This is a genomic window from Nocardia gipuzkoensis (genome assembly GCF_021183645.1).
Taxonomy (GTDB): domain Bacteria; phylum Actinomycetota; class Actinomycetes; order Mycobacteriales; family Mycobacteriaceae; genus Nocardia; species Nocardia abscessus.
On sequence record NZ_CP089225.1, the window covers coordinates 3,134,257 to 3,159,596 of the forward strand.

Consider the following 25,340-nt stretch of genomic DNA (forward strand, 5'->3'; position numbering starts at 1 on the left):
GTGCAGCCAGGTGGTCAGTTCGACATGCAACAGTTGCTCGCTCAGGCGCAGCAGATGCAGCAGGCGGTGATGGAAGCCCAGGCCGAGATCGCGGCGACCGAGGTGGACGGCGCGGCGGGTGGTGGGCTGGTCAAGGTCACCATCAAGGCGAGCGGTGAGGTGGTTTCGCTCACCATAGACCCGAAGGCCGTCGACCCCGACGACGTCGAGACCCTGCAGGACCTGGTCATCGGCGCGGTCAACGACGCGATGGCCAACGCGCAGCGCATCGCCGCGGAACGGCTCGGACCGCTGTCCGGTGGCCTCGGCGGCGGTTCGCTGCCCGGTTTCTGAGCCGAGGTAGCAGTTGTACGAGGGTCCGGTCCAGGATCTGATCGACGAACTGGGCAAGCTGCCCGGCGTCGGTCCGAAGAGCGCGCAGCGCATCGCCTTTCACCTGCTCCAGGTGGAGCCGCCGGAGATCGATCGGTTGCAGGCCGCGCTGCAGAAGGTGCGCGACGGTGTGCAGTTCTGCGTCACGTGCGGGACGGTCTCCGACGGCGAGTTGTGCCGCATCTGCGCCGATCCGCGCCGGGACCGGACCATGATCTGCGTCGTCGAGGAGCCGAAGGACGTGCAGGCGATCGAGCGCACCAGGGAGTTCCGCGGTCGGTACCACGTGCTCGGCGGCGCGCTCGATCCGCTCAGCGGTATCGGCCCCGACCAGTTGCGGATCCGGGAATTGCTGGCGCGCATCGGGAATCAGGAGGACGGCGTCGATGTCAGCGAGGTGATCATCGCGACCGACCCGAACACCGAGGGCGAGGCCACCGCCACCTACCTGGTCCGGATGCTGCGCGACTTCCCCGGTCTGAGCGTGACCAGACTGGCCTCGGGCCTGCCGATGGGCGGCGACCTGGAGTTCGCCGACGAACTCACCCTGGGCCGCGCGCTGTCCGGGCGGCGGACCCTCTAGGCGCTGTCGCTCGCTCCGGCGGGAACGCCCCGCGGCCCGGTCTCGCGAACGCCTCTCGCGAGTAAGGTTGCGCCGCGCCTGGCTCGAGTTACCGTGTCGAGGATGAGCATCGAATTCGTGCTGACGACGCTCGTCATCGTCGCCACGCCCGGCACCGGTGTGCTGTTCACGTTGGCCGCCGGACTGTCCCGCGGCGCGCGGGCCGCGGCGATCGCGGCCTTCGGCTGCACGCTCGGCACTGTCCCGCACATGATCGCGGCGATCACCGGTCTGGCCGCGCTGCTCAATGCCAGCGCGGTCGCGTTCCAGACGCTGAAGTACCTAGGCGTCGCCTACCTGGTGTACATGGCCTGGACCACTTTCCGGGACAAGGGCGCGCTCGCCGTCCCGGAGCCGACCGGGCTCACCGTGCCCTCGGCGCGGAAAGTGATCACCTCGGCCGTGCTGCTGAACCTCCTCAACCCCAAGCTGACCGTCTTCTTCTTCGCGTTCCTCCCGCAGTTCGTACCCAGCGGCGCGCCGAACGCGTTGGCGCGCATGCTCGCGCTGAGCGGCATCTTCATGCTGGCGACCTTCGTGGTGTTCGCGGTGTACGGCGCTTGCGCCGCCGCCGTCCGCGACCAGGTCGTCTCGCGTCCCACCGTTGTCACCTGGATGCGCCGTGCCTTCGGCGCCTCGTTCCTGGCGCTGGCGGGGCGGCTGGCCGTCCAGAATCAGTGACCGTGTTCAGAGGTCGACGCGAGACCAGGGTAGGCCGGGAAAGCGGGTGCGGTCGTCGTTGGCCCAGCCCCAGATGAGGGCGGCCACGGTGGCAGGGTCTGCGACGGTGGTGCCGAAGTGCTTGTCGGGGGAGCCGTCCCGGTATTCCAGGGTGTAGGCGCCGGAGTTCTCCCGATAGGTCTGGATGTAGAACTGCTCACCGCGTTCGACGACGAGATACGGGTTGGGCGCGCTCAGCTCCGGAATCCACTGCTCGATCAGGGCTTTGGTCAGGTAGGGGAACTCGCCCCCGCCGCCGTGCGTGACGATGGCGGGCACGTGCCCGGCGGGATCGATCAGCCAGGCCAGCTGCGGATCGTAGACGGCGTAGTTCAGCGGCGTGGCGAGTTCGAACAGCAGGTGCCGTACGAAGCCGATCGCGTCGTAGGGACACGACACGTGGAGTGCCGCGCCGGTGGCGGCGCCGCCCACCGGCGCGGCACTGAGAAAGTTGTCCTCCTCGGGTAACTCCGCGTTGCGTCTGTTCAGTTCGGCCGCGATCCCGGCGACCGTCCCCGACTCGGGGACGCCCTGCTGGGTGCTCAGGTAGGCGTCGACCTCCGCGATCGACGACGCGACACCGGACGGCAGCAACACGTGGTCATAGCTCACCCGGCCAGGCTACGGAACCGCTCGGGCGCGTCGGCGGACCGTGTCGTCGTCGGTGCATCGGCAGCCGCCCGCGAGATCCCGGCAATCGAGGACGAACGCGTGGCGGGCATGGGCGAGATCGAGGCAGTGCTCGTCGGTGCATTCGGCCATCCGGCGCGCGTGCACGATCAGCGTTCCGTGGCAGTGGTCGAGGGCCGATTCGCAGGATGAACAACCTGGTGTACGCATGTGACCTCCTGGCGAGATCGTTCGTCGTGATTCGGTGATACCACCGGCACGGCCGCTGCGGTGGGATCCGCGGCCCGTGTGTCGCCCCTATCCGGCGTGATGGCAATCACTCAGCTATCTGCGTTGCTGCTGGAGTGGACACTGCCGTATCAACCAGATCAGGGCCCACGACGTGCGAAAATGACCGCACAGCCCACCGATGCGATGCGTCGGGACGATCGGTTGGTTCCGGGCGCGAACGTTCTGGAAAGCGTTCGGCGACCGTGGGGCACGGATGCGGCGGAAGCGAGGTCGGCCGGTGAGGTTGCGCGACGAGCCGCGGGAGACCGCGGCCCTCACGACCGTGCGCGAGCAGTTCGCGCGCTACCGCATCGACGGCGCCGAGACCGCCACCTACGACGAATGCGGCAGGCCGGTCCCGGGTTACCACGACGAACTGGTCGACGCCGAGGGCAACGTGCGCCGGATCTGGTCGGAGCTGTCCGCCGACTTCGCCGAACTCGGCGGGGAGGGCCTCGGCAGGCTGGACAGCAGGGTGCGCAGGCTGATCGACGACGACGGCATCACCTACCTCGAGGCCGGCGCGCCGGCCGACGCCACGGCGCCGTCGCCGTGGCGGCTCGATCCGATTCCCCTGCTGGTGGCCGCGGACGACTGGATTCGGCTGGAGGCGGGGCTGGAACAGCGCTCCCGCGTGCTCGACGAGGTGCTCACCGATGTCTACGGCCCACGCAGGACGATCGACTCGGGGCTGCTCGCGCCGGAAGTGGTGTTCGGCAACCGCGGCTATGTCCGGACCGCGCACGGCATCACCGTGCCGGGGCGGCATCAGCTCTTCCTGCACGCCTGCGACCTCAGCCGCTGGAGCGACGGGCGATTCCGGGTGCTCGCGGACTGGGCGCAGGCGCCCGCAGGCGCCGGATACGCGCTGGCGGACCGCAGGGTGGTGTCGACCGCGATCCCGGAGTCGTTCGAGCACGCCAATCCGCGCCCGCTGACGCCCTTCGCCAGGGCGCTGCGCTCGATGCTGATCGAATCGGCGCAGAACGGCGACGACGAACCGGTGGTCGTGGTGCTCAGCCCCGGCGTGCACTCCGAGACCGCGTTCGATCAGGCGTATCTCGCCTCCACCCTCGGCTTTCCGCTGGTGGAGAGCGCGGACCTGGTGGTGCGGGACGGTGCGCTGTGGATGCGGTCGCTGGGCACGCTGAAACGGGTGGACGTGGTGCTGCGCCGCGTGGACGCGGAGTTCTCCGATCCGCTGGACCTGCGGCCGGATTCGCGCCTGGGCGTGGTGGGACTGGTCGAGGTGCTGCGGCGCGGCGCGGTGACGGTGGTGAACACGCTCGGCAGCGGATTGCTGGAGAACCCCGCGCTGGCTGGTTTCCTGCCCGGGCTCTCGCGTGCGCTACTCGGCGAGGACCTGCTGCTGGAGAGTGCGCCGTCGTACTGGGGCGGGCACGACCGGGAGCGTGCGCACCTGATCGCGCATCTGGATGGGCTGGTCCTGCGCTCGGCGGTCGACGGAGCCACGCTGTTCGGACCGGAGCTGAGCCGGGAGCAGCGCGACGAGCTGAAGGGCAGGATCGGCGCGCACGGATGGCAGTGGGTCGGCCAGGAACCGGCGCAGTTCTCGGTCGCGCCCGCCGTTCGCGATCACGACGGGCTCGCCGCGGCTCCGGTCGGGATGCGCTTGTTCTCGCTGGCCCACCGCGGCGGTTACACCGTGATGTCCGGCGGTCTCGGCCAGCTGCGGCAGCGCACGACCGAACGCGCCGCGATCAAGGTCGCCGCCAAGGACATCTGGGTGCGGGCCGCGCCGCAGGCCGCGGCAGCGACGGGCACCGAGCCGCCGAGCGCGGAGCGGGAACGGCGCACCGCCCCGATCGTGGCCGCGATCAGCTCCCCGCGCGTGCTCAACGACCTGTTCTGGATGGGCCGCTACGGCGAGCGCGCCGAGGACACGGCGCGTCTGCTGATCGCCACCCACGAGCGCTACCAGGAGTTCCGCTATCGCCCTTGGCTGGAGGGCGCACAAGCGCTGCCGGTCCTCTTCGCCGCGCTCGGCCGGACCACCGCCACCGCCGCACCGGCCGAGGGACCGTCCGGCCCGGAGGCGCATGCCCCCGCGCCGCAGCAGAATTCGTCCGATCGCGACATGCTGTCACGGTCGGGTGACGTGCCGGTCGCGCAGTACGGCGACGATCGAGCGCACACGGCGGCGGCCGGATCGATCGGGTATTCCGATCACGAGTCCCAGGCCGTCCCGGCGCTGCCGGGTGCGGGCGGATCGGCGGAAGATGCCGCGCAGCCGCCGTTTTCCGGCGAACGTTCCGTTGCGGAGGGCCCGGCCGCACCGTCGCCGAGAGCCGGAGCGCCGAAAGCAGCAGGGAGCGGAACTGATCGGGAGCGAGCGGAGTGTGATTCCGGCGTGGCTCGGGTCGAAGCCGTGGCCAGGGCCGGTGCGCGACAATCGGCTACGGGCGGGGTAGAGGCCGTCGCCGAACGACCGGGTAGCGGCGCACCGACCGGCGCGTCCCGGGAGGGCCACGACTATCTCGTCGCCCTGACGATCGATCGGGACCTCCCCGGATCGCTGGCCTTCGCGATCGAGCGGTACGGCAGCGCCGCGCGGGCCGTGCGGGACCAGTTGCCGACGGACACCTGGATGATCCTCGGTGCCATCGACCGCGCGTTGGCCTGCTATCCGGGTGCGGTGGACGACCAGGAAGCGGAGCTGTCGCAGGTGCACGCACAGACCCTGGCCGGGCTGCTCGCGCTGGCCGGGATCGACGGGGAGTCGCTGGTCCGCGACGCCGGGTGGTACGTCAGGGACATCGGCAAGCGAATCGAGCGCGGTCTGGCCCTGACCGCATCGCTGTCGGCCGCGCTGACCCAGCAGTATCGGGAGGAGACCGAGCGGGAAGTCACCGAGTGGGTGCTGCGCGCCACCGAGTCCTCGGTGAGTTACCGTCGGCGGCACCGGGATTCGGTGCGCATCTCCACCGTCGCCGAGCTCCTGCTGTTCGACACCGCCAATCCGCGATCGCTGGCCTATCAGCTGGATCGGCTCCACGCCGATTTCCACGCTTTGCCCGGCGCCTCCGGCTCGTCGCGTCCGCAGCGGCTGCTCGCGGACGCGCGACGCATGCTGCGCCGCCTGGACCCCGACGACCTCGAGTTCACCGACGCGGACGACCGGCGCACCGAACTGGCCGAATTGCTGGAGGGAGTGCACTCGCGCCTGCGCAAGATGTCCGAGTCCTTCGAGACCACCACGCTGTCGCTCCCGATCGGTATCCAGCCGCTGTGGGGCAGCGCGCAGGTTGTCGAATGACCGGCCCAGACGGCGCGGCCCGGCGCTACCGGGTGGAGCATCGCACCAGATACGCGTACTCCGGGGAGGTCACCAGTTCGTACGGGCGGGCGTACCTGACGCCCCGCGAATTCCCCGGCCAACGACTGATCGCACACGACATCCGAATCGACCCCGCGCCGTCGGACCGATCGGTCGGCGCGGACGTGTACGGCAATCGCACCTCCTACTTCCACGTCACCACCGAGCACCGCGCTCTGACGGTGGTCGGCGAATCGCTCGTCGAGGTCGACGCCCCCGGACACGATCGCGCCGCATCGGCCGCCCAACCTTGGGAGAAAGCGCGCCCCACCGGAGCGAACGGGCCGTTCGCCGTCGAGTTCGCCCTCGACCTGCACCCGCCGGAGATCACTGCGGACCTCGTCGCCTACACGGCCGAATCCTTCCTGCCGGGCAGGCCGCTGCTGGCCGCGGTGGACGAGCTGAACACCCGCATCTACACCGACTTCGCCTACCGGTCCGGCGCCACGACGGTATCCACTCGGGTGGCCGACGTGTTCGCGGCCCGAGCCGGCGTCTGCCAGGACTTCGCGCGTCTCGCCGTCGCCTGCCTGCGCTCGCAAGGCCTCGCCGCCAGGTACGTCTCGGGCTACCTGGCCACCGATCCGCCGCCGGGGAAGGAGCGGATGATCGGCGCCGACGCCACGCACGCCTGGGCGGCGGTGTGGGCGCCCGGCGTGGATGGACACGACCGGGCGGGCCACTGGGTCGACTTCGACCCCACCAACGACCAGTTCGCCGACGAGCGATACATCACCGCCGCCTGGGGCCGGGACTACGCCGACGTCCCTCCGCTGCGCGGCATCATCTACACCGACGCGAAGGACAGCGTCATCACCGTCTCGGTCGACGTCACCGAGACCGGAGACTGATCACTCGGCACCACCACGCGGCTCAGGCGCGCAGGCGCTCGCGGCGCAGCTGGTCCACCTCGGGGAGGTCGAGGGGGGCCAGTTCGGTGCCGCCGAGGGCGCGGGTGAGCAGCAGGTCGGCGAGTTCGGGGTTGCGGGCCAGCGCCGGACCGTGCATGTAGGTGCCGATCACTGAACCCTGGACGACGCCTTCCAGCCCGTCGCCGACGCCGTTGCCGACGCCGCGGGTGACCCGGGCCAGGCCGTGCGCCTCGCCGCCGAGTTTCGTTCCGCCCCGGTGGTTTTCGAAGCCGGTCAGCGCCGCGGTGAGGCCGTCGAGCAGCGGTGCGGTGGTCACCTCGCCGATGGCGCGCTTGGGCTGCGGCGATGTGGTGACGTCGATCAGGCCGACGCCGTCCACCCGCTCGCCCGCCGAGGTCTCGTACCACTGGCCGAGTACCTGGATGGCCGCGCAGATCGCCAGTACCGGAGCGCCTTTCGCGGCGGCGCGCTGCAAGCCGGGGTAGCGCTGCAGGTGCCGGGTGGCCAGCCGCTGGGCGGAATCCTCCGCGCCGCCGAGGGTGTAGATGTCCAGGGAATCCGGCACCGGCTCCGACAGCGTGATCTCGACGATCTCGGCGTCGTAGCCGCGCATGCGCAGCCGCTGCCGCAGCACGAGGGCGTTGCCGCCGTCGCCGTAGGTGCCCATCACGTCCGGCAGCACCAGGCCGATGCGCAGGGTCGATTCGCTCATGATGCCCGCTCCTCGAGGTCACGGTTGAGATCGCGGAACGCGGTGTAGTTCGCCAGCACTTCCACATGGCCGGCGGGGCACGACGCGATGGCGCGCACCGGATCGGGCACCGTGGTGTGCTCCACGCCCGCGTAGGTCAGTCGCACGGCGAGATCGGTGGCCCGCTCACCGGCCGCCACCACCTGCACGCCTTCGAAGTGCTCGAAGCGCACGTCCCACAGCCAGGACAGGTCCTCGCCGTCGGGCACCTGGCCGTTCACCGCGATCACCAGGCCCGCCGAGGTCGGCTCGATCATCGACAGCGCCTCCTGCCACCCCGCCGGGTTCTTCGCCAGCAGCAGACGCGCGTCGTGCTCGCCGACCTGCACGGTGCGGTAGCGGCCCGCGATCTCGCGCACCGTGCCCGCGGCCGCGACCGCCTGCTCCGCATCGGCGCCCAGTGCGACGGCCGCGGCCACCGCCTGTGCGGCATTGCCGCGATTGGCCCGGCCGGGCAGCGCCAGCCGCAACGGGAAGCGCACGCCGCCCGGCCCGACCAGATCGTCCCCGTCGAGCCACCAATCCGGTTCGGGTCGTTGGAAGTCCGCGCCGGTACTGCGCCAGTGCGTCCCCTCCCAGACGATCGGCTCGCCGCTGCGGGGGCAGCTGGTCGCGTCCATCGCCCAGCCGCTGCCCGCGGACACCCACACCACGTTGGGATGGTCGTAGGCGATCGAGGTGACCAGCACGTCGTCGCAGTTGGCCACCACGACGGTGGCGGGATGCCCGGCCAGCCCGGCGCGCAGCTTGCGCTCGATCATGTTGATCTCGCCGACCCGGTCGAGCTGGTCACGGCTGAGGTTCAGCAGTACCACCGCCGAGGGGTTCAGCGAATCGGTGACGTGCGGCAGATGCAGTTCGTCCACCTCGATCGCGGCCAGCGGCGCGCGCCGGTGGGCGTTGAGCGCGGCGACGATGCCCGCGTCCATGTTCGCGCCGTCGGCCTGGGTCGCGACCGTGCCCAGCGTGCTGAGCGCGGCGGTGGTCATCCGCGTGGTGGTGGACTTGCCGTTCGTGCCGGTCACCAGCACGGTGCGCCGCTGCCGCCCCAGCTGGTCCATGACGGTCGGATCGATCTTCAACGCGATCAGGCCGCCGATCATCGAGCCCTTGCCGCGACCCGCCTTCTGCGAGGCCCAGGACGCCGCGGCCGCCGCCGCCAGCGCGAGCCGTCCACGCACCGATATCTCTGCCACGTCGCGAGTCTATGTTCGCCCCGCGATCCGGGCGCGCCGCGGTCGGGTGGCGTGGGCCACGCGGCTCAGCCCTGGTAGAGGTTGGCGGCGTAGTTCTCCGGGGAGTAGTAGCGCTCCAGCTCCTCCACCGTCTCGGTGACGTTCGTCTGCACCTCTTTGACCAGGCAGGCGGCGCTCGGCAGGGAGTCCTGCGGCCACTGTTGCGGCTCCCACAGGTGGCTTCGCATGAACGCCTTGGCGCAGTGGAAGAAGATCTGGTCGATGTCCACCTCGACGGCGAGGATCGGGCGGTGCCCGCGCACCACCATGTCGTCGAAGTACGGCGCGTCGCGCACCAGCCGCGCGCGGCCGTTGATCCGCAGCGTTTCGCGGCGGCCCGGGATCACGAACATCAGCCCGACGTGCGGGTTGGCCAGGATATTGAGGTAGCCGTCGGCGCGCCGGTTACCAGGGCGCTCGGGAATGGCGATGGTGGTGTCGTCGAGCACCCGCACGAATCCGGCCGGATCGCCCTTGGGGGAGGCATCGCAGTTGCCGTCCGCGTCGCTGGTGCTCATCACCAGGAACGGCGAGGTGGCGATCCACTCGCGGTCCCTGGCGTGCAGTGCGGCTCGCTCCTTGGTCGCGGCGCGCGGCATCACCGCGCCGAGCAACTCCCGCAGGTCCGCCGGGTCGGTGATCTCGTTCGGGCCGGTGCTCTCGCGCATGATTCGATTGAAGCACCGCCCGCGGGGACGGCGCGATCGAATTCCGTTCCGCAGAGGGACATCGATCACGTTCAGACGGGGACGTCGAACATGTTCGGCTGTCCCGCCGCGTAGCGGTCGGCGTCGATCCGGCGCAGCGGTTCCAGTTCGGGCGCGCGGAACAGGGTGAACATCCGGCAGCGCTCCGCGTTCGAACCGGACACCTCCAGAAGCGCGTTCACCGCGGCTCGCGCGGATTCGTTGGCGCCCTCCATGGTGGCCAGGTCGATGTTCGTGCGCACGTAATCGCCTGCCAGGAACAGGTTCTCCAGTGCGCCGTGCGGTTGCGGACGGTACTCCCACGACCCGGCCGTGTTGATCAGCAGTGGGTCGGCATTGGCGTTGCGCCGCTGCCCCTCCTGCCAGGTGATGCCCGGGTCGAGGAACCAAGAGTGCAGGTCGGCGTCGCGCAGCACCTCGCCGCGGTCGACCAGGTGGGCCCGGATCTGCGCCCAGGTCTCGCGGGCGATCTCCTCGTGCGTGCACTCCTTGGCCGGTTTGCCGAACACGATGCCGGGGGTGTTCCAGTCGGAGATGTCCACCGACAGGCAGTCCTGCACGCTGCCGTCGCCGAACTCGGGCAGCTTGCGGCGCCACAGCTGGTTCTGGCTGATCGAGGTGAGCGACCACGGCGCATCGATGTAGGCGGTGTGGCCGCGCGAGATCTCCGCCGGTCGGCGCAGATAGAACTGGATGCCGTTCATCCAGTCGGTGAAGAGGTTGTCCATCGCGGCCAACTCGGGCTGCACGGCGAGCACTTGCGGCGACCACAGGGTGCGTGCCCGTTCGGCGGGCAGCGCGACGACGAAGTAGTCGGCCTCGATCGTGCGCTGCGCGCCGGTCTCGTCCAGGATGCGGGCCGCGGTGATCCTGCGGTCGCGCACCTCGAGTTCGCGCACCTCGGCGCCGAGCACGAATTCCGCTCCCAGTTCCCGGATCCGCCGCAGCCACGGGTCGATCCACACCGCGTTGGTCGGACCGTTCAGCACCCGGTCGAGGCCGCCGTCGTTGCCGATCTGGAAGGGATTGCCGAGGAACTGCTCGCCCATCGTGCCGATGGTGCGCACGCTGGCCACGTTCTCCTTCGCGGCGACCATGATGCTGGTCAGCGTGCGCGAGAGCAGCGCGCGGAACTCGTGCGAGCGCGCGTGGCCGCCGACGAAATCGTGCCAGGAGGTGCGTTCCCACTGTCCGAGGCGGCGGGCGTCGCAACTGGTGTTGAAGACCAGCAGCCGTTCGGCGAAGTAGATTCCCTCGTCGGCGGGCATTTTCAGCGCGGTCGACAGCGCGGCGCCGAGCGTTTCACGGAAGGCTTCGTGGTTGAAGCCCGAGCGGGCGCGCGGGCCGAGCGGGACGCGGAAGTCGTCGCCGCCGCGCCGTGCGAATCGTGCCTCCGGCACGGCGACGAGGTTGTCCCAGACTCCGTTGGCGTTGCCCGGGAAGGGAATTCGCCGCATGGTGTCCGGCACGTGCTGATAGAAGCCGGGGAAGAAGCGGAAACCGTGCTCGCCGGGCAGATCCGGCCGTCCCCCCGCTCCGGTGCCCGGTACGCCGACGCTGCGGGCTTTGCCGCCCCATGCGCGCTTTTCGTAGACGGTGACCTGGAATCCGCGTTCCGCCAGCTCGTGGGCTGCGGTGAGGCCGGCGACACCACCGCCGAGCACCGCGACCCGTCCTCCGCCGGGATTCGCCGCGGCCGGCGCCGGTAGCGACGCACCCGCCGTCAGCGCCCCCGCTGTAGCCACCCCCGCTGCGACCGTGTTACGAAGCAGTGCTCTTCGCGATACGGTCCATCGATTTTCTGCCATGCGCCGCTCTGCTGCCTAGAACCGGGACCAACTTCCACGCCGGGCACTACTGTAAGGCGGCAATCCGAGCATCTCGCACCGACCCCGCGAAGCGATCGGCGCACTCTGCGGAATCTGTGCGATCGAGCGCACGCGGGTCGGCCGGATCGCGGCGTGACCGCCCGTTCAGGCCGGGTGGCCGGATCCGGCCATCGCGGGGGTGCCCGGTGTCCCGGTGCGGACATCCATCGTCGCCGCACGCGGCTTGCTCGACGTGGCGGCGAACGCGCCCGCCAGCACCACGACGCCGCCGACCAGCGACAACGGGGTCGGTGTCTCGTCGAGGACAGTCCAGGCCGCGGCGATTCCGACGACCGGAACGAGCAGCGAGAACGGCGCGACCAGACCCGCCGGATAGCGCCCGAGCAGGTAGGTCCACAGTCCCGTACCGACCACGGTGGCGAGGACGGCGATATAGGCGAGGGCCAGGAGAGCGGGCAAACCCTCAGTCGTGAACAACTCGGCCAAGGCGCGAGCGCCCGTGGTCGGTCCTTCGGCGAACACGGACAGCGCGAACAGGGGCACCGGCGGCACTGCGGTGGTCCACAGCATCAGGTGCAGCGGGTTGACGCCGAGGGACTCGGTACCGGCCAGGCGCGCGCCGATGTTGCCGAAGGCCCAGCCGAGCCCGCCCGCGAGGGTCAGCAGCACGGGCAGCAGCGCGGCGTGTTCCAGCCGGTCCCAGCCGATCACCGCCATGCCCGCCACCGCGACGGTGATGCCCCCGACCTGCACCGGCCGCATCCGCTCGCCCAGCAGCAGCGTGCCGAGCAGCACGGTGAACGGCGCGGAGGATTGCAGCACCAGCGAGGCGAGGCCGGTCGGCATGCCCACCCGCATCGCGGTGAACAGGAACGCGAACTGCAGGATGCCGAAACCGGTGCCGTACAGCAGGATCCAGCGCATTCGCACCGCGGGACGCGGGATGAACAGCAGGGCGGGGACCGCGAGCACCGCGAAGCGCAGTGCCGCGAAGAAGAACGGCGGGAAGTGGTCGAGCCCCACCCGGATGGCGAGGAAATTCAGTCCCCAGAGCAGGACGACGGTCAAGCCGAGCAGGCGGTCGCGGTTGGTCACATCCCCATCGTGCGAGTTGCTAATGATCAGAACAATCGAATAATTGTGGATCAATAATGTAGTGTTGCTTAATGGACTTGACCTCCGGCCCCGCCGTTTCCGGGCCGCCCATGGCGCTGGAACGGCTCCGTGTGCTGCGTGAGCTCGCCGATCGGGGCACCGTCGCCGCCGTGGCCTCGGCGCTGTCCATGACGCCCTCTGCCGTCTCACAACAACTCAAGGTGCTGGCCAGGGAGGCCGGGGTGGCCCTGCTCGAACCGGACGGCAGACGGGTGCGGCTCACCGACGCGGGCCGCGCCTTGGTGGTGCGCGCCGACGAGGTGCTCGCCGCCATGGACCGCGCGGTCGCCGAGATGGCCCACTATCGTGGCTCGCCGCGCGGGCGGGTCCGCGTCGCGGTGTTCCCCTCGGGTGGTGCGTTGCTGCTGCCCCATGTGCTGCCCGGCATGGTGGACAGCGGAGTGGAGGTGATCGCGCGAGACGAGGACGTGCCCCCGTCGGAGGTGGCGCGACTGCTCGCCGACTACGACGTGGTCCTGACCCACCGCGACGAACGCGCCGCGCCGATCGCCGACCCGCGCGTCGCGACCCGGGCGCTCATGCGCGAGCCGATCGATGTCGTGGCCGCGCCGACCCATCGGCTCGCGGGCCGTTCGGCCGTCGCGCCGGAGGAATTGGCCGACGAGACCTGGCTGAGCGTGCGGGGCGGTTTCCCGGTCGACGACGTGCTGCGCTCGATCGCCACCGTGACCGGCGTACAGCCGCGGATAGCACAGCGCCTGAACGATTTCCGCGTCATCGAGACACTGGTGGCCACCGGCTACGGCGTCGCGCTCATGCCGCGCTACGCCGTGGGACACCCCGCTCTCGCGGTGCTGCGGTTGTCGGGCGTGCGTGCCGCCCGGATGTACGAACTGGTCACCCGCCCGCGGGCCGATGCCCGTCCGGCGGTCGCCGCCGTGCTCGCTGCTTTCGAATCGGCCGCCGCGATCGCGACCACCGACGTGGGCGCGGTGAGCGGAAAAGACACCGCCGCACGAGGATGATCTCGGGCGGCGATGTCGAGTCGCCCTGCGAACCGATCAGAATCCTTGCGGCGGCTGGTACTGCCGGTAGGGGTGCTGGGTCTGCGAGCTGACGTAACCGAAGTCGTCGGCGACCATCGCCGCCAGTTCCAGCAGCGCCCGCCGTGTCGGCTTGCTCACCAGTTCCAGATCGATCTCCGCGCCCTCGGCGAGGTGGTCGTCGAACGGGACCACCTGCACCGCGCGGGTGCGGTCGAGGAACAGCTTGCGCAGCTGGTCGAGATCGACGGTGGACGCGCCGCGCCGGGAAGCGTTCACCACCACGACCGTTCGCTCCACCAGCTTGCCGTAGCCGTGGTGGTCCAGCCAGTCCAACGTGGCCGACGCGCTGCGGGCGCCGTCGATGGCGGGCGAGGTGACCAGCACCAGCGAGCTCGCCATATCCAGCACGCCCGCCATCGCGGAGTGCATCAGACCGGTGCCGCAGTCGGTCAGGATGATGTTGTAGAACGACTGCAGGATGCCGATCGCCTTGCGGTAGTCCGCTTCGCTGAACGCCTCGGAGACCGCCGGATCCTGTTCACTGGCAAGCACTTCCAAGCGGCTCGGCGCCTGCGAGGTGTGCGCCCGCACGTCGGAGTACCTGGTGATGTGCTGATCCTCGAGCAGGTTGCGCACGGTGGAGCGGGTCTGGCGCGGTACCCGGTGCGCGAGCGTGCCCAGGTCGGGGTTGGCGTCGATCGCGATGACCCGGTCGCCGCGCTGCGAGGCGAAGGTGGAGCCGAGACCGACCGTGGTGGTGGTCTTCCCGACGCCGCCCTTCAGCGAGAGGATCGCGATCCGGTAGTCTCCGCGCACCGGTTGGTTCACCCGGTCGACGAGATCCTGGTAGACGATGTCGGCCGCCGACTCGCCCGGGTTGATCATGCCGCCGGACGCCTTGTGCACGGCACGGCGCCAACCGCTTCGCGGCGCCCTGCGGGCCCGCCTGAGCAGGTTCAAATCGTTCACCGAATGCCCCGGCTGGCCGGGCTGCGTCAGATGCTGCGGCTGGAACGGTTGCGCCGGCTGATGCGGATTAGGTCCACCCTGCCAACCCGGCGGCCCGTCCTGCCAACCCGGCCCTTGCGGTTGCCCCATCGGCGGGGGCGGCGGTTGATAGGCGGGCGGCGGAGGCTGATGCGTCACCGGCGGGGGCGGTGGCGCCCAGCTGTAGATCGGGCCGCTGGGCTGATCGGGTTGCGGCGCAGCGGATTCGGGCGGCCCGGAGTCCACGGGCACCCGCCGGACCAAGCCGTCGCCGCCGATCTCCTGGCGGTATTCGCCGTAACCGGGATTGGGCCCGTCCGGCGGCGTGGCTATGGGGTGGCTACCGCTGTGACTCGGCGGCGGCTGAAATGCGCCGGTAGGGAACGGCTCCCCGGGAAAGGGCGACGGCGGCGGATACGCGCCCGCGCTCGGCGGAGCGTAGGAACCGTACGGCTCGGCAGGTCCGGCTTGTGGGGGAGCCCAGGACTGCGCTGGTACGGCAGCCTGCGGATAGGCCGTGGTCTGCTCCGTCGAGCCCTGTGGCTCCGGCTGTTCGGGCTGCGCGTCCGGCTGGGCAGGCCCATCCGCCGTGTCGGTTTCCTTCGCTTCCGTGCCGCCGGCCGGTTCGCCCGACGGGTCGGTGGCCGATGACTCCGCGTCGCTGACTTCGGCCGTATCCACGGAATGACTCTGCAGCCAGGGCGGAGAGGTCGGATTGTGGTCGTTTGTTGTCACGGTTCCCCCATCTGCTCGGGAATTCGAGCAGAGAGCTCGGCGCTTGGAGTGCGAATCCAACGCTAGCACGGGGTTCGCTACGCCGTGGCGCGGTGCATGCCGGAGGTGGGGAGCGATAGGGCCCCTGACAAGCGGTCTGCGCCAGCAGGATCGGGCGCCGCGCGGTGGAACCGTCGCGGCGCCCGTCCGGATGGGTGCTGGGATGCGCTGTCAGTGCGACCGGTTCACCGCCGACACCACCGCGCGCAGCGACGCGGTCGTGATCGAGGTGGCGATGCCGACGCCCCATACCACCCGGTCGCCGATCGCGCACTCCACGTACGCGGCGGCCTGCGCGTCATCGCCCGCGGACATGGCGTGCTCGGAGTAGTCCAGCACCTCGACGTCGAAGCCGACCGCGGCGATCGCGTCGATGAACGCCGCCAGCGGTCCGTTGCCCTTGCCGGTGATCTCCTGCTCGACGCCGTCGACCTTCACCACGGCCACGATCGAGTCGACGCCGCCGTCGGTCTCCGACGCGGTGACCTTCTGGCGCATCCGCTCCAGCGGGCGGATCGGGCTCAGGTACTCCTCGTGGAAGACGTCCCACATCTCCTTGGGCGTCACCTCGCCGCCCTCGCCGTCGGTGATCTTCTGGATCGCCTGGGAGAACTCGATCTGCAGCCGCCGCGGCAGCGCCAACCCGTGGTCGGTCTTCATGATGTAGGCGACGCCGCCCTTGCCGGACTGCGAGTTCACCCGGATGACCGCCTCGTAGGTGCGGCCGACGTCCTTCGGGTCGATCGGCAGGTAGGGCACCTCCCAGGTGATGTCGGCGACGTCCGACTCGGCGGCGTCGGCCGTGGCCTTCATCGCGTCCAAGCCCTTGTTGATGGCGTCCTGGTGGCTGCCGGAGAAGGCGGTGTAGACCAGGTCGCCGCCGTACGGGTGACGCTCGTGCACCGGCAGCTGGTTGCAGTACTCGACGGTGCGGCGGATCTCGTCGATGTCGGAGAAGTTGATCTGCGGGTCGACGCCGCGGGAGAACATGTTCATCCCCAGGGTGACCAGGCAGACGTTGCCGGTGCGCTCACCGTTGCCGAACAGGCAGCCCTCGATCCGGTCGGCGCCGGCCTGGTAGCCCAGCTCGGCGGCGGCCACCGCGGTGCCACGATCGTTGTGCGGGTGCAGCGACAGCACGATCGAGTCCCGGCGGGCCAGGTTGCGGCTCATCCATTCGATCGAGTCGGCGTAGACGTTCGGGGTGGCCATCTCCACGGTGGCGGGCAGGTTGATGATCAGCGGCTTCTCCGGCGAAGGCGCGATGATCGCGGAAACCGCGTCGCAGACGTCCTTGGCGTATTCCAGCTCGGTGCCGGTGTAGGACTCCGGGCTGTACTCGTAGCGCCAATTGGTGTCCGGGTAGCGCTTCTCGGTCTCCAGGCACAGCGCGGCGGCGTCGGTGGCGATCTTCTTCACTGCCTCGCGATCGGCGCGGAACACCACCTTCCGCTGCAGGATCGAGGTGGAGTTGTAGAAGTGCACGATGACGTTCCGCGCGCCCGCACAGGCTTCGAAGGTGCGTTCGATCAGCTCCGGACGGCACTGGGTCAGCACCTGGATGGACACGTCGTCGGGGATCGCGCCGTCCTCGATGATCTCGCGGACGAAGTCGAAATCGGTCTGGCTCGCCGAGGGGAAGCCGACCTCGATCTCCTTGTAACCCATCCGCACCAGCAGGTCGAACATGCGGCGCTTGCGGGCCGGGCTCATCGGATCGATCAACGCCTGGTTGCCGTCGCGCAGGTCCACCGCGCACCAGCCGGGCGCCCGGTCGATGACCCGGTCCGGCCAGGTGCGGTCGGGCAGCGTGATCGGCTCGACCTCCTCGGCGAACGGCCGATAGCGGAACGTCGGCATCGAGGAGTTCTTCTGTTTGTTCCACCCGGGCTGGTCGGCGGGAGCGGGTTTGCTCGGTGCCGTGATCGTGCGGGTGGTTGATACGAACGCGTCAGCAGGGGACATGGGGGTTTCTCCCGAGGATGTCGTTTTTCCCAATGGGCTGGGTCGACCGGCGCGGCAAAACCCCGCGACGGGAGCCGGTCCGATCAGACCCCGTCGCGGCGGTCGAGAAGAAGTGCCCGCTGCATGATGTCCGAGAGTTTACCGTGCCGCCCAACCGCCGGGAAGGGAGGTCCCGTCGTCGGGTGATCCGACGATCCGGCTACCGTTCGGTCCGGCAGTGGACAACGCTGGTACGGGCCCGGTGCCCGACCGGACGTCGAAGGATTGGCTATGACCTGGCTGGAGCAACTGGCCGTCTTCGGTGCCGGCATCGCGGCGGGCGGCATCAACACGATCGTCGGCTCGGGCACGCTGATCACCTTTCCCGTACTCCTCGCGTTCGGCCTTCCTCCGGTGACGGCGAATGTGTCCAACACCATCGGTCTGGTCCCCGGCTCGATCAGCGGCGTGCACGGGTACCGCCGCGAACTCGCGGGCCAGCGCGACCGGCTGACGCGCTTGGGCACGGCCTCGCTGCTCGGCGGCATCACGGGGGCGGTGCTGCTGCTCGTCCTGCCCGCCGGTGCATTCAAGGCGATCGTGCCCATCCTGATCATCGTGGCACTGGTGCTCGTCGTCGTGCAGCCGCGGCTGGCGAGCTGGGTCAAGCGCCGCAGGGAGAACGACGGCGCCCCGGTGCCGGAGCACGGCGGCCCCATCCTGTTCGCCGCGGTCTACGCCGCGGGCGTCTACGGCGGGTACTTCGGCGCGGCCCAGGGCGTGCTGCTGATCGGATTGCTCGGCGTTTTCGTGCACGACGACATCCAGCGCCTCAACGGGGTGAAGAACGTGCTGGCCCTGATCGTGAACGCGGTCTCGGCGCTGATCTTCATCGTCCTGGCGGACGTGGACTGGCGTGCGGTGGCGCTGATCGCGTTCGGCTCGATCATCGGCGGGCAGCTCGGTGCGCGAATGGGCAGGCGGATGCCGCCGACCGCACTGCGCGCCGTCATCGTGGTGGTCGGCCTGATCGCGGTGATCCGGCTGGTGACGTCCTAGAGCCCGGGTAGTGCCGTCAGGAATCTCAGGGTCGGATGTCAATCCTCAGGGTGACGACGGCCGCCCGGCGCGGGGCTCAGGATGAGTGCCGTGCCTAGCTGGAAGATCGTCATCGTCGCCGCGCTCGCCGGGCTGCTACCCGCCGTGAGCGGCTGCGCCGGACCGCCGAGCCGACACGAATCGGCGGTCGCGGACCTGGTCGCGCAGGCCGACGCGGTCCCGACACCGCAACTGGACTGGGCGCCGTGCGCCGAGCCGGGGCTGAGCCGATTCGACTGCGCGACCGTGCAGGTGCCGGTGGACTACGCGCACCCCGACGGCCCGGCCCTCGGGCTGGCGGTGGTGCGTCAGCGGGCCACCGACCCGCAGCGGCGGATCGGCACGCTGTTCTCCGCCGTCGGCGGTCCGGGCGGTTCGGGACTGCGCTGGGCGGCGGAGGGGGAACTGCTCGGCGGCGAACTCGCGCGCCGCTTCGACGTGGTCACCTTCGACCAGCGCGGGGTCGGCCGCAGCGGCCAGGTGCGCTGTTTCCCGGACGCCGAGCGGCAACGCCGGTTCTGGACCGGCGCGTTGCTACCGCCGGCGAATCCGGAACAGGAGCGCGCGGCCGACGTGGCGAGCCGCGAGCTGGCCGCCGGTTGTGCCGCGCACGGCGGCGCACTGCTCGGGCACCTGACCACGGTCGACGCGGCGCGTGATCTGGACCTGCTGCGCCGGGCCGTCGGCGATCCGCAATTGACCTACGAAGGCGGATCCTATGCGAGCTATCTGGGGCAGGTGTACGGCGCGCTGTTCGGCGATCGAGTGCGTGCGCTGCATCTGGCGTCGATGATCGATCCGGACGCGTACACCAACGACACTCGAAGCGGCATCGAGAGCGCCGCGGCCGGGACCGAAGAGGTATTCGGTGAATTCCTCCGCCTGTGCGCGGACGCGGGCCGGGCGGGCTGCGCGTTCGCCGCCCAGGTCGGCCAGAGCGATGCCCTCGTGCAGGGCGGCGCGGGCGACCCGGTCCGCCCCGCCGATCTCCGGGCGCGCAATGATGCTGTGCTGCACCGTCTTCGCGCGGCGCCCCTGGTGGTGGGGACCGGCGCGCGGGCGCGGACGCTCACCTACAGCGAGGTGCTGTCGGCGCATGCGCTGCTGCTGTACGACCCGAAGGAGGGCTGGCCCGCCCTGGCCCGACTGCTCGCCGAACTGGAGCGCGGCCCGGCGGGGGACCCCGACGCCGTGCGCGAGATACTCGCGGCCACCGCGCAACCGTACGACTTCCTCGACTCGTACACCGCTATTTCGTGCGCCGACAACTCTTTTCCACGCGATCCGGGTCAATGGTCCGCATTGGCAAGGGAACTCGCGAGTGTCAGCCCGACCTACGGCGCTTTCTGGTTGTCGCTGCGCCAAGCGTGCGCGTCCTGGCCGTCCCCGCCGGAGGGATACGCCCAGCGGTATACCGGCCCGTGGATTCTCCGGTCGGACACCCCGGCTGTGTTGGTCAACAACCGATTCGACCCGGCCACTCCGCTCAGCGCGGCGCGGCGCGCGCAGCAGGAGTTGGTGAACGCCCGGTTGGTCGTCGTCGAAGAGGGCTACGGGCACACTCCGCTCAACGACTGCACCAGGAAGCTGCGCGAGCGCTATCTCGTCGACTTGCACCTACCGGCGCCCGGGGCGACCTGCCGCCCGGACGAGCTGCCGTTCGGTCGATAGCCAAAACGGATATCTGTTCACAAAACGGGAATACCGGTAATCTGCGCACGCTAAGCCTGATGATGGAAGGTGACCGGTGCGTAGACGTGCCTTGTTCAAGGCGGCGGGCACGGCCGCCCTGCTCGGTGCTGTGGGAACGATGGCGGGAACGAGCGTGGCGTCCGCCGACCCGGTTTGGGAGGGCTTGTTCCGCACCTGGGTGCCGGAGATCTTCGCCCCGATTCCCGACCCGCCGGAGCATTCGCCCGCGATCGTCATCGGCTCGGGCTTCGGCGCCGCGGTGACCGCGTTGCGCCTGGCCCAGGCCGGGATCGCGACCACCGTGCTGGAACGCGGCTCGCGCTGGCCGAACGACCCGTGGCGGGAGATCTTCACCGGCGACGACCTGCCCGACGGCCGCGGCTTCTGGCACCGCACCCAGTTCACCGGCGTCACCAAGGTGCCCATGCAGTTCGCCAGTTTCGGCGGGGTGCTCGACTGCACCGAGTACCCGGGCATCGACGTCTGGCGCGCGGCCGCGGTCGGCGGCGGCTCGGTGATCTTCAGCGGAGCGATGATCGCCCCGCCGCGCCGCTTCTTCGACCACGTCTTCGGCGGCACCGTGGACTACGGCGAGATGGAGCGCGTCTACTACCCGCGCGTGCGGGAGATGCTGCGGCTGAGCCCGATGCCGGCCGACATCTACAACTCCTCGCCGTTCGCGCATTCGCGCGCCTGGGACGATCAGGTCCGCAAGGCCGGTTACCAGCCCCAGGCGAACGACTCGATCTTCAACTGGGACATCCTGCGCGGCGAACTGGCCGGTGCCACAAGGGCTTCGGCCACCGCGGCCCGCAGCAATCTGGGCAACTCCAACGGAGCGAAGTTCGACCTGAACCAGAATTACCTGGCGTACGCGCAGGGCACCGGCCGGTGCGGGGTCTTCCCCGGCCACCGGGTCGATGCCATCGCACAGGAGTCCGGCGGCCGCTACGCGGTCACCGTGGCGAAGCTCTCGCCGACCGGTGACGTGCTGGGCACCCGCAGCCTCACCTGTGATCGGCTCTTCCTCGGAGCGGGCTCGATCGGCACCTCCGAACTGCTGGTGCGCGCCCAGGCCACCGGTGCGTTGCCGAATCTGAACGAACACGTGGGCGACGGCTGGGGCACCAACGGTGACGTGGTGCTCGCCCGCGGCGCCAGCGCGCTGGCCGGTCACGGCCAAGGTGTGCCGAGCGCGAGCCGGATCTTCGACGAGTCCGGCGTACCGCTGACCCTGGAGAGCTGGTACATCCCGGGAATCCCGTTCGAAACCGGCGCGCTCGCCTCGCTCGGCATGGTGCTCGACCCGACCCGCGCCCGGTTCGGCTACGACCGGGGCACCAACCGCGTCGGGCTGAGCTGGTCGACCAAGAACCGGGACGACACCGTGGCCGCGGCCCGGGCGGTCGACCGTCGGATCGCCGAACGAGCGGACGCCCTCGTCGAGTACAGCGCCCTCGGCTACGACGCGAACGCCCTGTTCACCGCGCATCCGCTCGGCGGAGCGGTGCTGGGCCGGGCCACCGACGGCCACGGCCGCGTGCACGGTCATCCCGGCCTCTACGTGATGGACGGCGCCGCGATACCCGGCAGCACCGGAACGGTCAACCCGTCGCTCACCATCGCCGCGCTGGCCGAACGCAATATCGAGGCGATCGTTCGCGCCGGTCGCTGACCGATCCTGCGCCGGGCGGGACAGTCCGCTCGGCGGGGTATCGCCATCCGTGCCGAGCGTGCTTTCCGCGTACTAATGTCGGCGACACCGTTCGGCGTCGAAGGGATTCGCAGTGTCCGCTCCCACCCCCAGCTCGGGCATCGAGAGTTCGCCTGTCGACAGATACGGCCTGCGGGAACCTCCACAGCCGCAGGACTATCCGCGCAAGCCGCCGATGCTGTGGACGGATTTCCTCATGCTGGCGCTGGCCATCGTCTCCGTGGCGTTGGTGGCGTGGATCACCTTCTTCCCGGTTTCCGGGCACACCTATCGCGTGATCGTGGTCGTCGACTGGACGGTGTGCGCGGTGTTCGCGATCGAGTTCGTCTGGCGCTGGCGCCGCGCGGGCTGGCCGTGGACCTTCCCGTTCGTCTACTGGTACGAGGTCCTCGGCATGATCCCGGTGACCAGCCCGTTCTTCCGCGGCTTCCGGCTGCTGCGGATCGTGGTGATCGTCGTCCGGCTCGCCCGGGTGGCCGACCGCGTGTTCGGGGACCGGGTGACGGCCGCTGTGGTGAACCGATTCGTAACGACCATCGTCGACACCATCCGCCGTCCGATGACGATCGCGGTGATGGACGAGGTGGCGCACGTGCTGCGTACCGGGCACTACACCCGCAACATCGCGGCCGCGCTGGAGGAGAACCGCGCCGAACTGGACGAGATGATCCTGGAGTTGATCAAGAAGGACCCGCGGGCGGGCCGAGTGCGCTACATCCCGTTCCACGACGAGATCATCCGGCTGATCGCCGACACCACCTTCCGCATCGTGTTCCAGGTGCTGGAGGATCCGCGCACCGACGAACTCGTCGCGGATGTGTTGCGGGAGAACATCGATCAGATCCGCGACGCGGTCCGCGACGGTGTCCGGGTGCCGCCGTCCGCGTACGGGAAAACACCCGACGGGGATTGCGTGCGGCATCGCGTCAATCGGCTACCGCGTGCCTGATCGCGTCCCGTGGCTGCGCCAAACGCACGGTCTCCCAAGCGATCAGCGCGACCAGGACGAGGCACAGCAGCGACAGCGAAGCCAGCGCGGGCAAGGCGCAGGCCAGCGGGATGAGGGCCAGTAGCACCACCACGGCGATCACCCGCGGCACCGTGATGGTGCCCGTGGCGAAGTGCTTGAAGCCCACCAGGGCGATCAGGTACAGCACGACGCCGCCGTAGAGGGCGTAGAGCGGAATTCCGTACAGCGGGTCCTTCAAGGTGTGGTGTGAGGAGTCCCCGACGTAGTAGAGAACCTTCTTCAGCCCGAGCGACAGCGCGATGATCCCGACGATCATCGGGAAATGCCAGAAGGTGTAGGAACCCTGCGCGATCTTGATCTGCCGCTTGCCCTCGGCGCGGACGAGTTCGTGCTCCACCGCCAGGGCCGCGACGTCGAAATACGCCCACCACAGCAGACCGGAAACGGCGAGGCCGAGCAACGAGCCGAGCGCGATCGGCCAGGAGATCGGCAGACCGGCTACCCCGATGCCGATCGAGACGATCGATTCACCGAGCGCGACGATGATGATCAGCCCGTAACGCTCGACGAAATGCCTCGCCGAATTCAACCGCCAATCGGTGCCCGCGAACAGCGTCCACAGGTAGTCGCCCGCGATCGCGGCGATCCACAGCGCGATCTGCGCGGCGCCCTCGGTGAGCGCGGCGACGACCAGCAGCGTGGTACCGAGGGTGATCGAACCGAGCGCCCAGCGCAGCAGCTGGCTGCGCAATTGCGGGTCCTGGGCACTGGCCAGCCAGAATATCCCGACGTGCACCAACCGCACGATCAGGTACGCGACGGCGAAGACCAGGGGCCCGAACCATCCCCCGGCTATGTCGTCGAACGCCTCGGGGATGGTGAGCGCGGCGAGGAACGCGCCGCCCATGGCCGCGAACATCGCCACCCGTGCGATGCCCTCGTCGGCGCGAACGACATTGCCCAGCCAGGAGTAGGCGATCCACAGCCACCACATCACCGCGAGCACCAGCAGCGCGCGCAGCGCGTTCTTGGCGCTGGTGTCGTCCGCGACCAATCCGGTGACCATGGTGAACGCGAAGACGAGCACCAGGTCGAAGAACAGCTCGAGCTGGGTTACCGAGCCGTCTTGGGCCATCGGCTGGAACCGCGCTCGTTTGGAACCGATCATGCCGCTCATCGTCGCACCTCGGCCGGTTCGGCGCCGGTTCGCTGCCGCGCCCGCCCGCCTGTTTCGCGCAGAGCGCAGCATCGCCCGCGGCTACACGGGTAGGTAGGTCTCCGTTTCGGGGAACCGCTCGGCGAAATCGATGAAACACTCCACGACCACTTCGTTGGCCTTGCGGAAAGTGCGTTTGAGCAGAAATCCCGGAACCGGGAGGGGCAGATAGAGCTCGACGTGGTACCAGACGTGCGTGCCGTCCACGCTGTCGGACACCTCGAAAAAGCCGCCGCCCCGCACACCCCGGGTGCTGTCGGCGACGACCCAGGAAGACCGGTCGTCGGTCCAATCGTATTCCAGCACTTGCAGATCCGCGCTGCCGAGCAGCTCCGCGGCGAGAAAGACGCGCCGCGGCCTGCGCCGTGCGTCGCGGGTCGCGACCCGCACGTCGCTGTAGGCGGACGACCATTCCGGAAGCGATTCGACCGCCGTCAGAGCGTCCATGACCTGTTCGGGATCGGTGTCGACGAAGAATCGGATATCCGTTTTGGTGCGCATGGCATACCTCCGACCCCCGGATGGACAAGTCGGCCCGATTGTCTCCGCGATTTGTCCGGTTCGTCAACTTGACTGTGCCAGGCGGAATCTCGGCTAACCGGATAGCATGTCGTTATCTGGTCGAGATCGGCGATCGGCAACCGCGGGAACACCTTCCAGGTGGAAGGAAGGGGGTCGAGTGGGGCCTCGCGCGCCTACGATCGGAAGCCGAATGATCGCCGGTATCCGATGCCGTCGGTCCGGTCGGGAGGTTGCCATGAAATACGCCGAACTGCTGGCGCAGACACGGGACGCGATCACGGTGCGCCGGGTATACGGAGAGCCTTTCGAATCCGGCGGGGCGACGATCATTCCCGCCGCCGCGGTCGGGGGCGGCGGTGGCGGGGGCGGCGGTACCGGGAACGGTCCCGATGGGGAGGGCGCGGGCGAAGGCGCGGCGTTCGGAGTGGGCGCCAAGCCCGTCGGCGCGTTCGTGCTGCGCGACGGTGAACTCACCTGGCATCCGGCCGTGGACGTCAATTCGATCATCGAGACCGCGGGCAAGGTGCTGATCGCGGCGATCGTGGCTTTCGCGCTGACGCGCCGCGGCTGGCGACGCGCCTGAGCCGCGCTGCCGGATGAGGTTCGTCAGCCGACGCCCGGTTCGAGCGAAGACGGCGTCTTCGCTCGAACCGGCGTCACGTTCATTCCGACGTGGCGGGCTCGACGATCGCGTCGGGCCCTGGATACACCAGCGACTCGTGACCGTCGGAGAACCGCACCACGTACGGTGGCGTCCCGTCCGGTCCGCGGACCTCGATGATCTCGGCCAGGTGATCCCCTTCTCCCACCACGTGCCCGTGCACGCAGAGTCGATCTCCTACATGTGCCATCATCGCCCCATTATCGAACGGCAGTGCTGCGCGTCACAACCACTCGCGGCAGGTCGCGCGTGGCG

The 25,340-nt window shown here is 69.6% G+C and carries 23 protein-coding genes; 11 read left to right on the forward strand and 12 right to left on the reverse strand.

The features are described 5' to 3' along the window. From LTT66_RS14175 to LTT66_RS14185, 3 genes are all read left to right on the forward strand, one after another. Complete coding sequence (locus LTT66_RS14175; RefSeq protein ID WP_063709377.1) at positions 1-333, forward strand: YbaB/EbfC family nucleoid-associated protein; 333 nt, start codon at positions 1-3, stop codon at positions 331-333. 13 nt (positions 334-346) lie between these two features. Then, entirely contained in the window at positions 347-955 is a 609-nt protein-coding gene (recR, locus tag LTT66_RS14180; RefSeq protein ID WP_043685451.1) for a recombination mediator RecR, read from the forward strand. Positions 956-1,057: 102 nt separating this feature from the next. Beyond that, the gene (locus LTT66_RS14185) at positions 1,058-1,675 is read left to right on the forward strand and encodes a LysE family translocator (RefSeq protein ID WP_181721084.1); all 618 of its coding nucleotides are present in this window, start codon (positions 1,058-1,060) and stop codon (positions 1,673-1,675) included. 6 nt (positions 1,676-1,681) lie between these two features. Here LTT66_RS14185 and LTT66_RS14190 read toward each other — a convergent pair whose 3' ends face one another. Then, positions 1,682-2,326, reverse strand: coding sequence for a hypothetical protein (locus tag LTT66_RS14190; RefSeq protein ID WP_233067534.1), 645 nt, complete (start codon positions 2,324-2,326; stop codon positions 1,682-1,684). A 9-nt stretch (positions 2,327-2,335) separates the two neighbouring features. Then, positions 2,336-2,554 (reverse strand): hypothetical protein, encoded by a 219-nt coding sequence (locus tag LTT66_RS14195; RefSeq protein WP_233067536.1) that lies wholly within the window; start codon positions 2,552-2,554, stop codon positions 2,336-2,338. 304 nt (positions 2,555-2,858) lie between these two features. Here LTT66_RS14195 and LTT66_RS14200 point away from each other — a divergent pair, with 304 nt between their 5' ends. Beyond that, complete coding sequence (locus LTT66_RS14200; protein ID WP_408638849.1) at positions 2,859-5,891, forward strand: circularly permuted type 2 ATP-grasp protein; 3,033 nt, start codon at positions 2,859-2,861, stop codon at positions 5,889-5,891. After that, entirely contained in the window at positions 5,888-6,802 is a 915-nt protein-coding gene (locus tag LTT66_RS14205; RefSeq protein ID WP_233067538.1) for a transglutaminase family protein, read from the forward strand. The genes LTT66_RS14200 and LTT66_RS14205 overlap by 4 nt, the downstream gene beginning before the upstream one ends. A 22-nt stretch (positions 6,803-6,824) precedes the next feature. Here the strand turns inward: LTT66_RS14205 and LTT66_RS14210 are convergent, their stop codons facing one another. From LTT66_RS14210 to LTT66_RS14230, 5 genes are all read right to left on the reverse strand, one after another. Continuing rightward, positions 6,825-7,535 (reverse strand): type 1 glutamine amidotransferase, encoded by a 711-nt coding sequence (locus tag LTT66_RS14210; RefSeq protein WP_195066912.1) that lies wholly within the window; start codon positions 7,533-7,535, stop codon positions 6,825-6,827. Then, positions 7,532-8,770: a MurT ligase domain-containing protein gene (locus tag LTT66_RS14215; protein WP_233067541.1), complete on the reverse strand. Its 1,239-nt coding sequence runs from the start codon at positions 8,768-8,770 to the stop codon at positions 7,532-7,534. The genes LTT66_RS14210 and LTT66_RS14215 overlap by 4 nt, the downstream gene beginning before the upstream one ends. Before the next feature lie 65 nt (positions 8,771-8,835). Next, positions 8,836-9,477 carry a pyridoxamine 5'-phosphate oxidase family protein gene (locus tag LTT66_RS14220; protein ID WP_233067544.1) on the reverse strand — a complete coding sequence of 214 codons (642 nt, stop codon included), beginning with the start codon at positions 9,475-9,477 and terminating at the stop codon, positions 8,836-8,838. A gap of 71 nt (positions 9,478-9,548) precedes the next feature. After that, entirely contained in the window at positions 9,549-11,324 is a 1,776-nt protein-coding gene (locus tag LTT66_RS14225) for a hydroxysqualene dehydroxylase (RefSeq protein ID WP_233067547.1), read from the reverse strand. A gap of 165 nt (positions 11,325-11,489) precedes the next feature. After that, positions 11,490-12,440, reverse strand: a complete 951-nt coding sequence (locus LTT66_RS14230; protein WP_233067549.1) for an EamA family transporter — start codon at positions 12,438-12,440, stop codon at positions 11,490-11,492. Between the two features lie 110 nt (positions 12,441-12,550). Here LTT66_RS14230 and LTT66_RS14235 point away from each other — a divergent pair, with 110 nt between their 5' ends. Next, positions 12,551-13,486, forward strand: coding sequence for a LysR family transcriptional regulator (locus tag LTT66_RS14235; RefSeq protein ID WP_233069241.1), 936 nt, complete (start codon positions 12,551-12,553; stop codon positions 13,484-13,486). Between the two features lie 36 nt (positions 13,487-13,522). Here LTT66_RS14235 and LTT66_RS14240 read toward each other — a convergent pair whose 3' ends face one another. After that, a complete protein-coding gene (locus LTT66_RS14240) occupies positions 13,523-15,175 on the reverse strand; it encodes a MinD/ParA family ATP-binding protein (RefSeq protein ID WP_233067552.1) in 1,653 nt (550 codons plus the stop codon). A 264-nt stretch (positions 15,176-15,439) separates the two neighbouring features. Next, on the reverse strand, positions 15,440-17,233 hold the full coding sequence (gene leuA / locus LTT66_RS14245; RefSeq protein ID WP_233067555.1) for a 2-isopropylmalate synthase: 1,794 nt from the start codon (positions 17,231-17,233) through the stop codon (positions 15,440-15,442). A 270-nt stretch (positions 17,234-17,503) separates the two neighbouring features. On the opposite strand from leuA, the gene LTT66_RS14250 reads away from it, so the two are divergent. The 4 genes from LTT66_RS14250 (at position 17,504) to LTT66_RS14265 (ending at position 22,665) form a co-directional block, all read left to right on the forward strand. Next, positions 17,504-18,271 carry a sulfite exporter TauE/SafE family protein gene (locus tag LTT66_RS14250; RefSeq protein ID WP_233067558.1) on the forward strand — a complete coding sequence of 256 codons (768 nt, stop codon included), beginning with the start codon at positions 17,504-17,506 and terminating at the stop codon, positions 18,269-18,271. 81 nt (positions 18,272-18,352) lie between these two features. Next, on the forward strand, positions 18,353-19,981 hold the full coding sequence (locus LTT66_RS14255; RefSeq protein ID WP_233067561.1) for an alpha/beta hydrolase: 1,629 nt from the start codon (positions 18,353-18,355) through the stop codon (positions 19,979-19,981). Between the two features lie 76 nt (positions 19,982-20,057). Beyond that, entirely contained in the window at positions 20,058-21,677 is a 1,620-nt protein-coding gene (locus LTT66_RS14260) for a GMC oxidoreductase (protein ID WP_233067563.1), read from the forward strand. Positions 21,678-21,789: 112 nt separating this feature from the next. Beyond that, positions 21,790-22,665: an ion transporter gene (locus LTT66_RS14265; RefSeq protein ID WP_233067567.1), complete on the forward strand. Its 876-nt coding sequence runs from the start codon at positions 21,790-21,792 to the stop codon at positions 22,663-22,665. Here LTT66_RS14265 and LTT66_RS14270 read toward each other — a convergent pair. Then, positions 22,643-23,854 carry a low temperature requirement protein A gene (locus LTT66_RS14270; RefSeq protein ID WP_233069242.1) on the reverse strand — a complete coding sequence of 404 codons (1,212 nt, stop codon included), beginning with the start codon at positions 23,852-23,854 and terminating at the stop codon, positions 22,643-22,645. The genes LTT66_RS14265 and LTT66_RS14270 overlap by 23 nt on opposite strands. A 90-nt stretch (positions 23,855-23,944) precedes the next feature. Beyond that, a complete protein-coding gene (locus LTT66_RS14275; RefSeq protein WP_181721098.1) occupies positions 23,945-24,403 on the reverse strand; it encodes an SRPBCC family protein in 459 nt (152 codons plus the stop codon). 256 nt (positions 24,404-24,659) lie between these two features. Here LTT66_RS14275 and LTT66_RS14280 point away from each other — a divergent pair, with 256 nt between their 5' ends. Further along, positions 24,660-25,007 carry a spore germination protein GerW family protein gene (locus tag LTT66_RS14280; RefSeq protein WP_195104106.1) on the forward strand — a complete coding sequence of 116 codons (348 nt, stop codon included), beginning with the start codon at positions 24,660-24,662 and terminating at the stop codon, positions 25,005-25,007. A 79-nt stretch (positions 25,008-25,086) separates the two neighbouring features. Here the strand turns inward: LTT66_RS14280 and LTT66_RS14285 are convergent, their stop codons facing one another. After that, entirely contained in the window at positions 25,087-25,278 is a 192-nt protein-coding gene (locus LTT66_RS14285; protein WP_233067570.1) for a DUF1918 domain-containing protein, read from the reverse strand. Between the last annotated feature and the right edge of the window lie 62 nt (positions 25,279-25,340).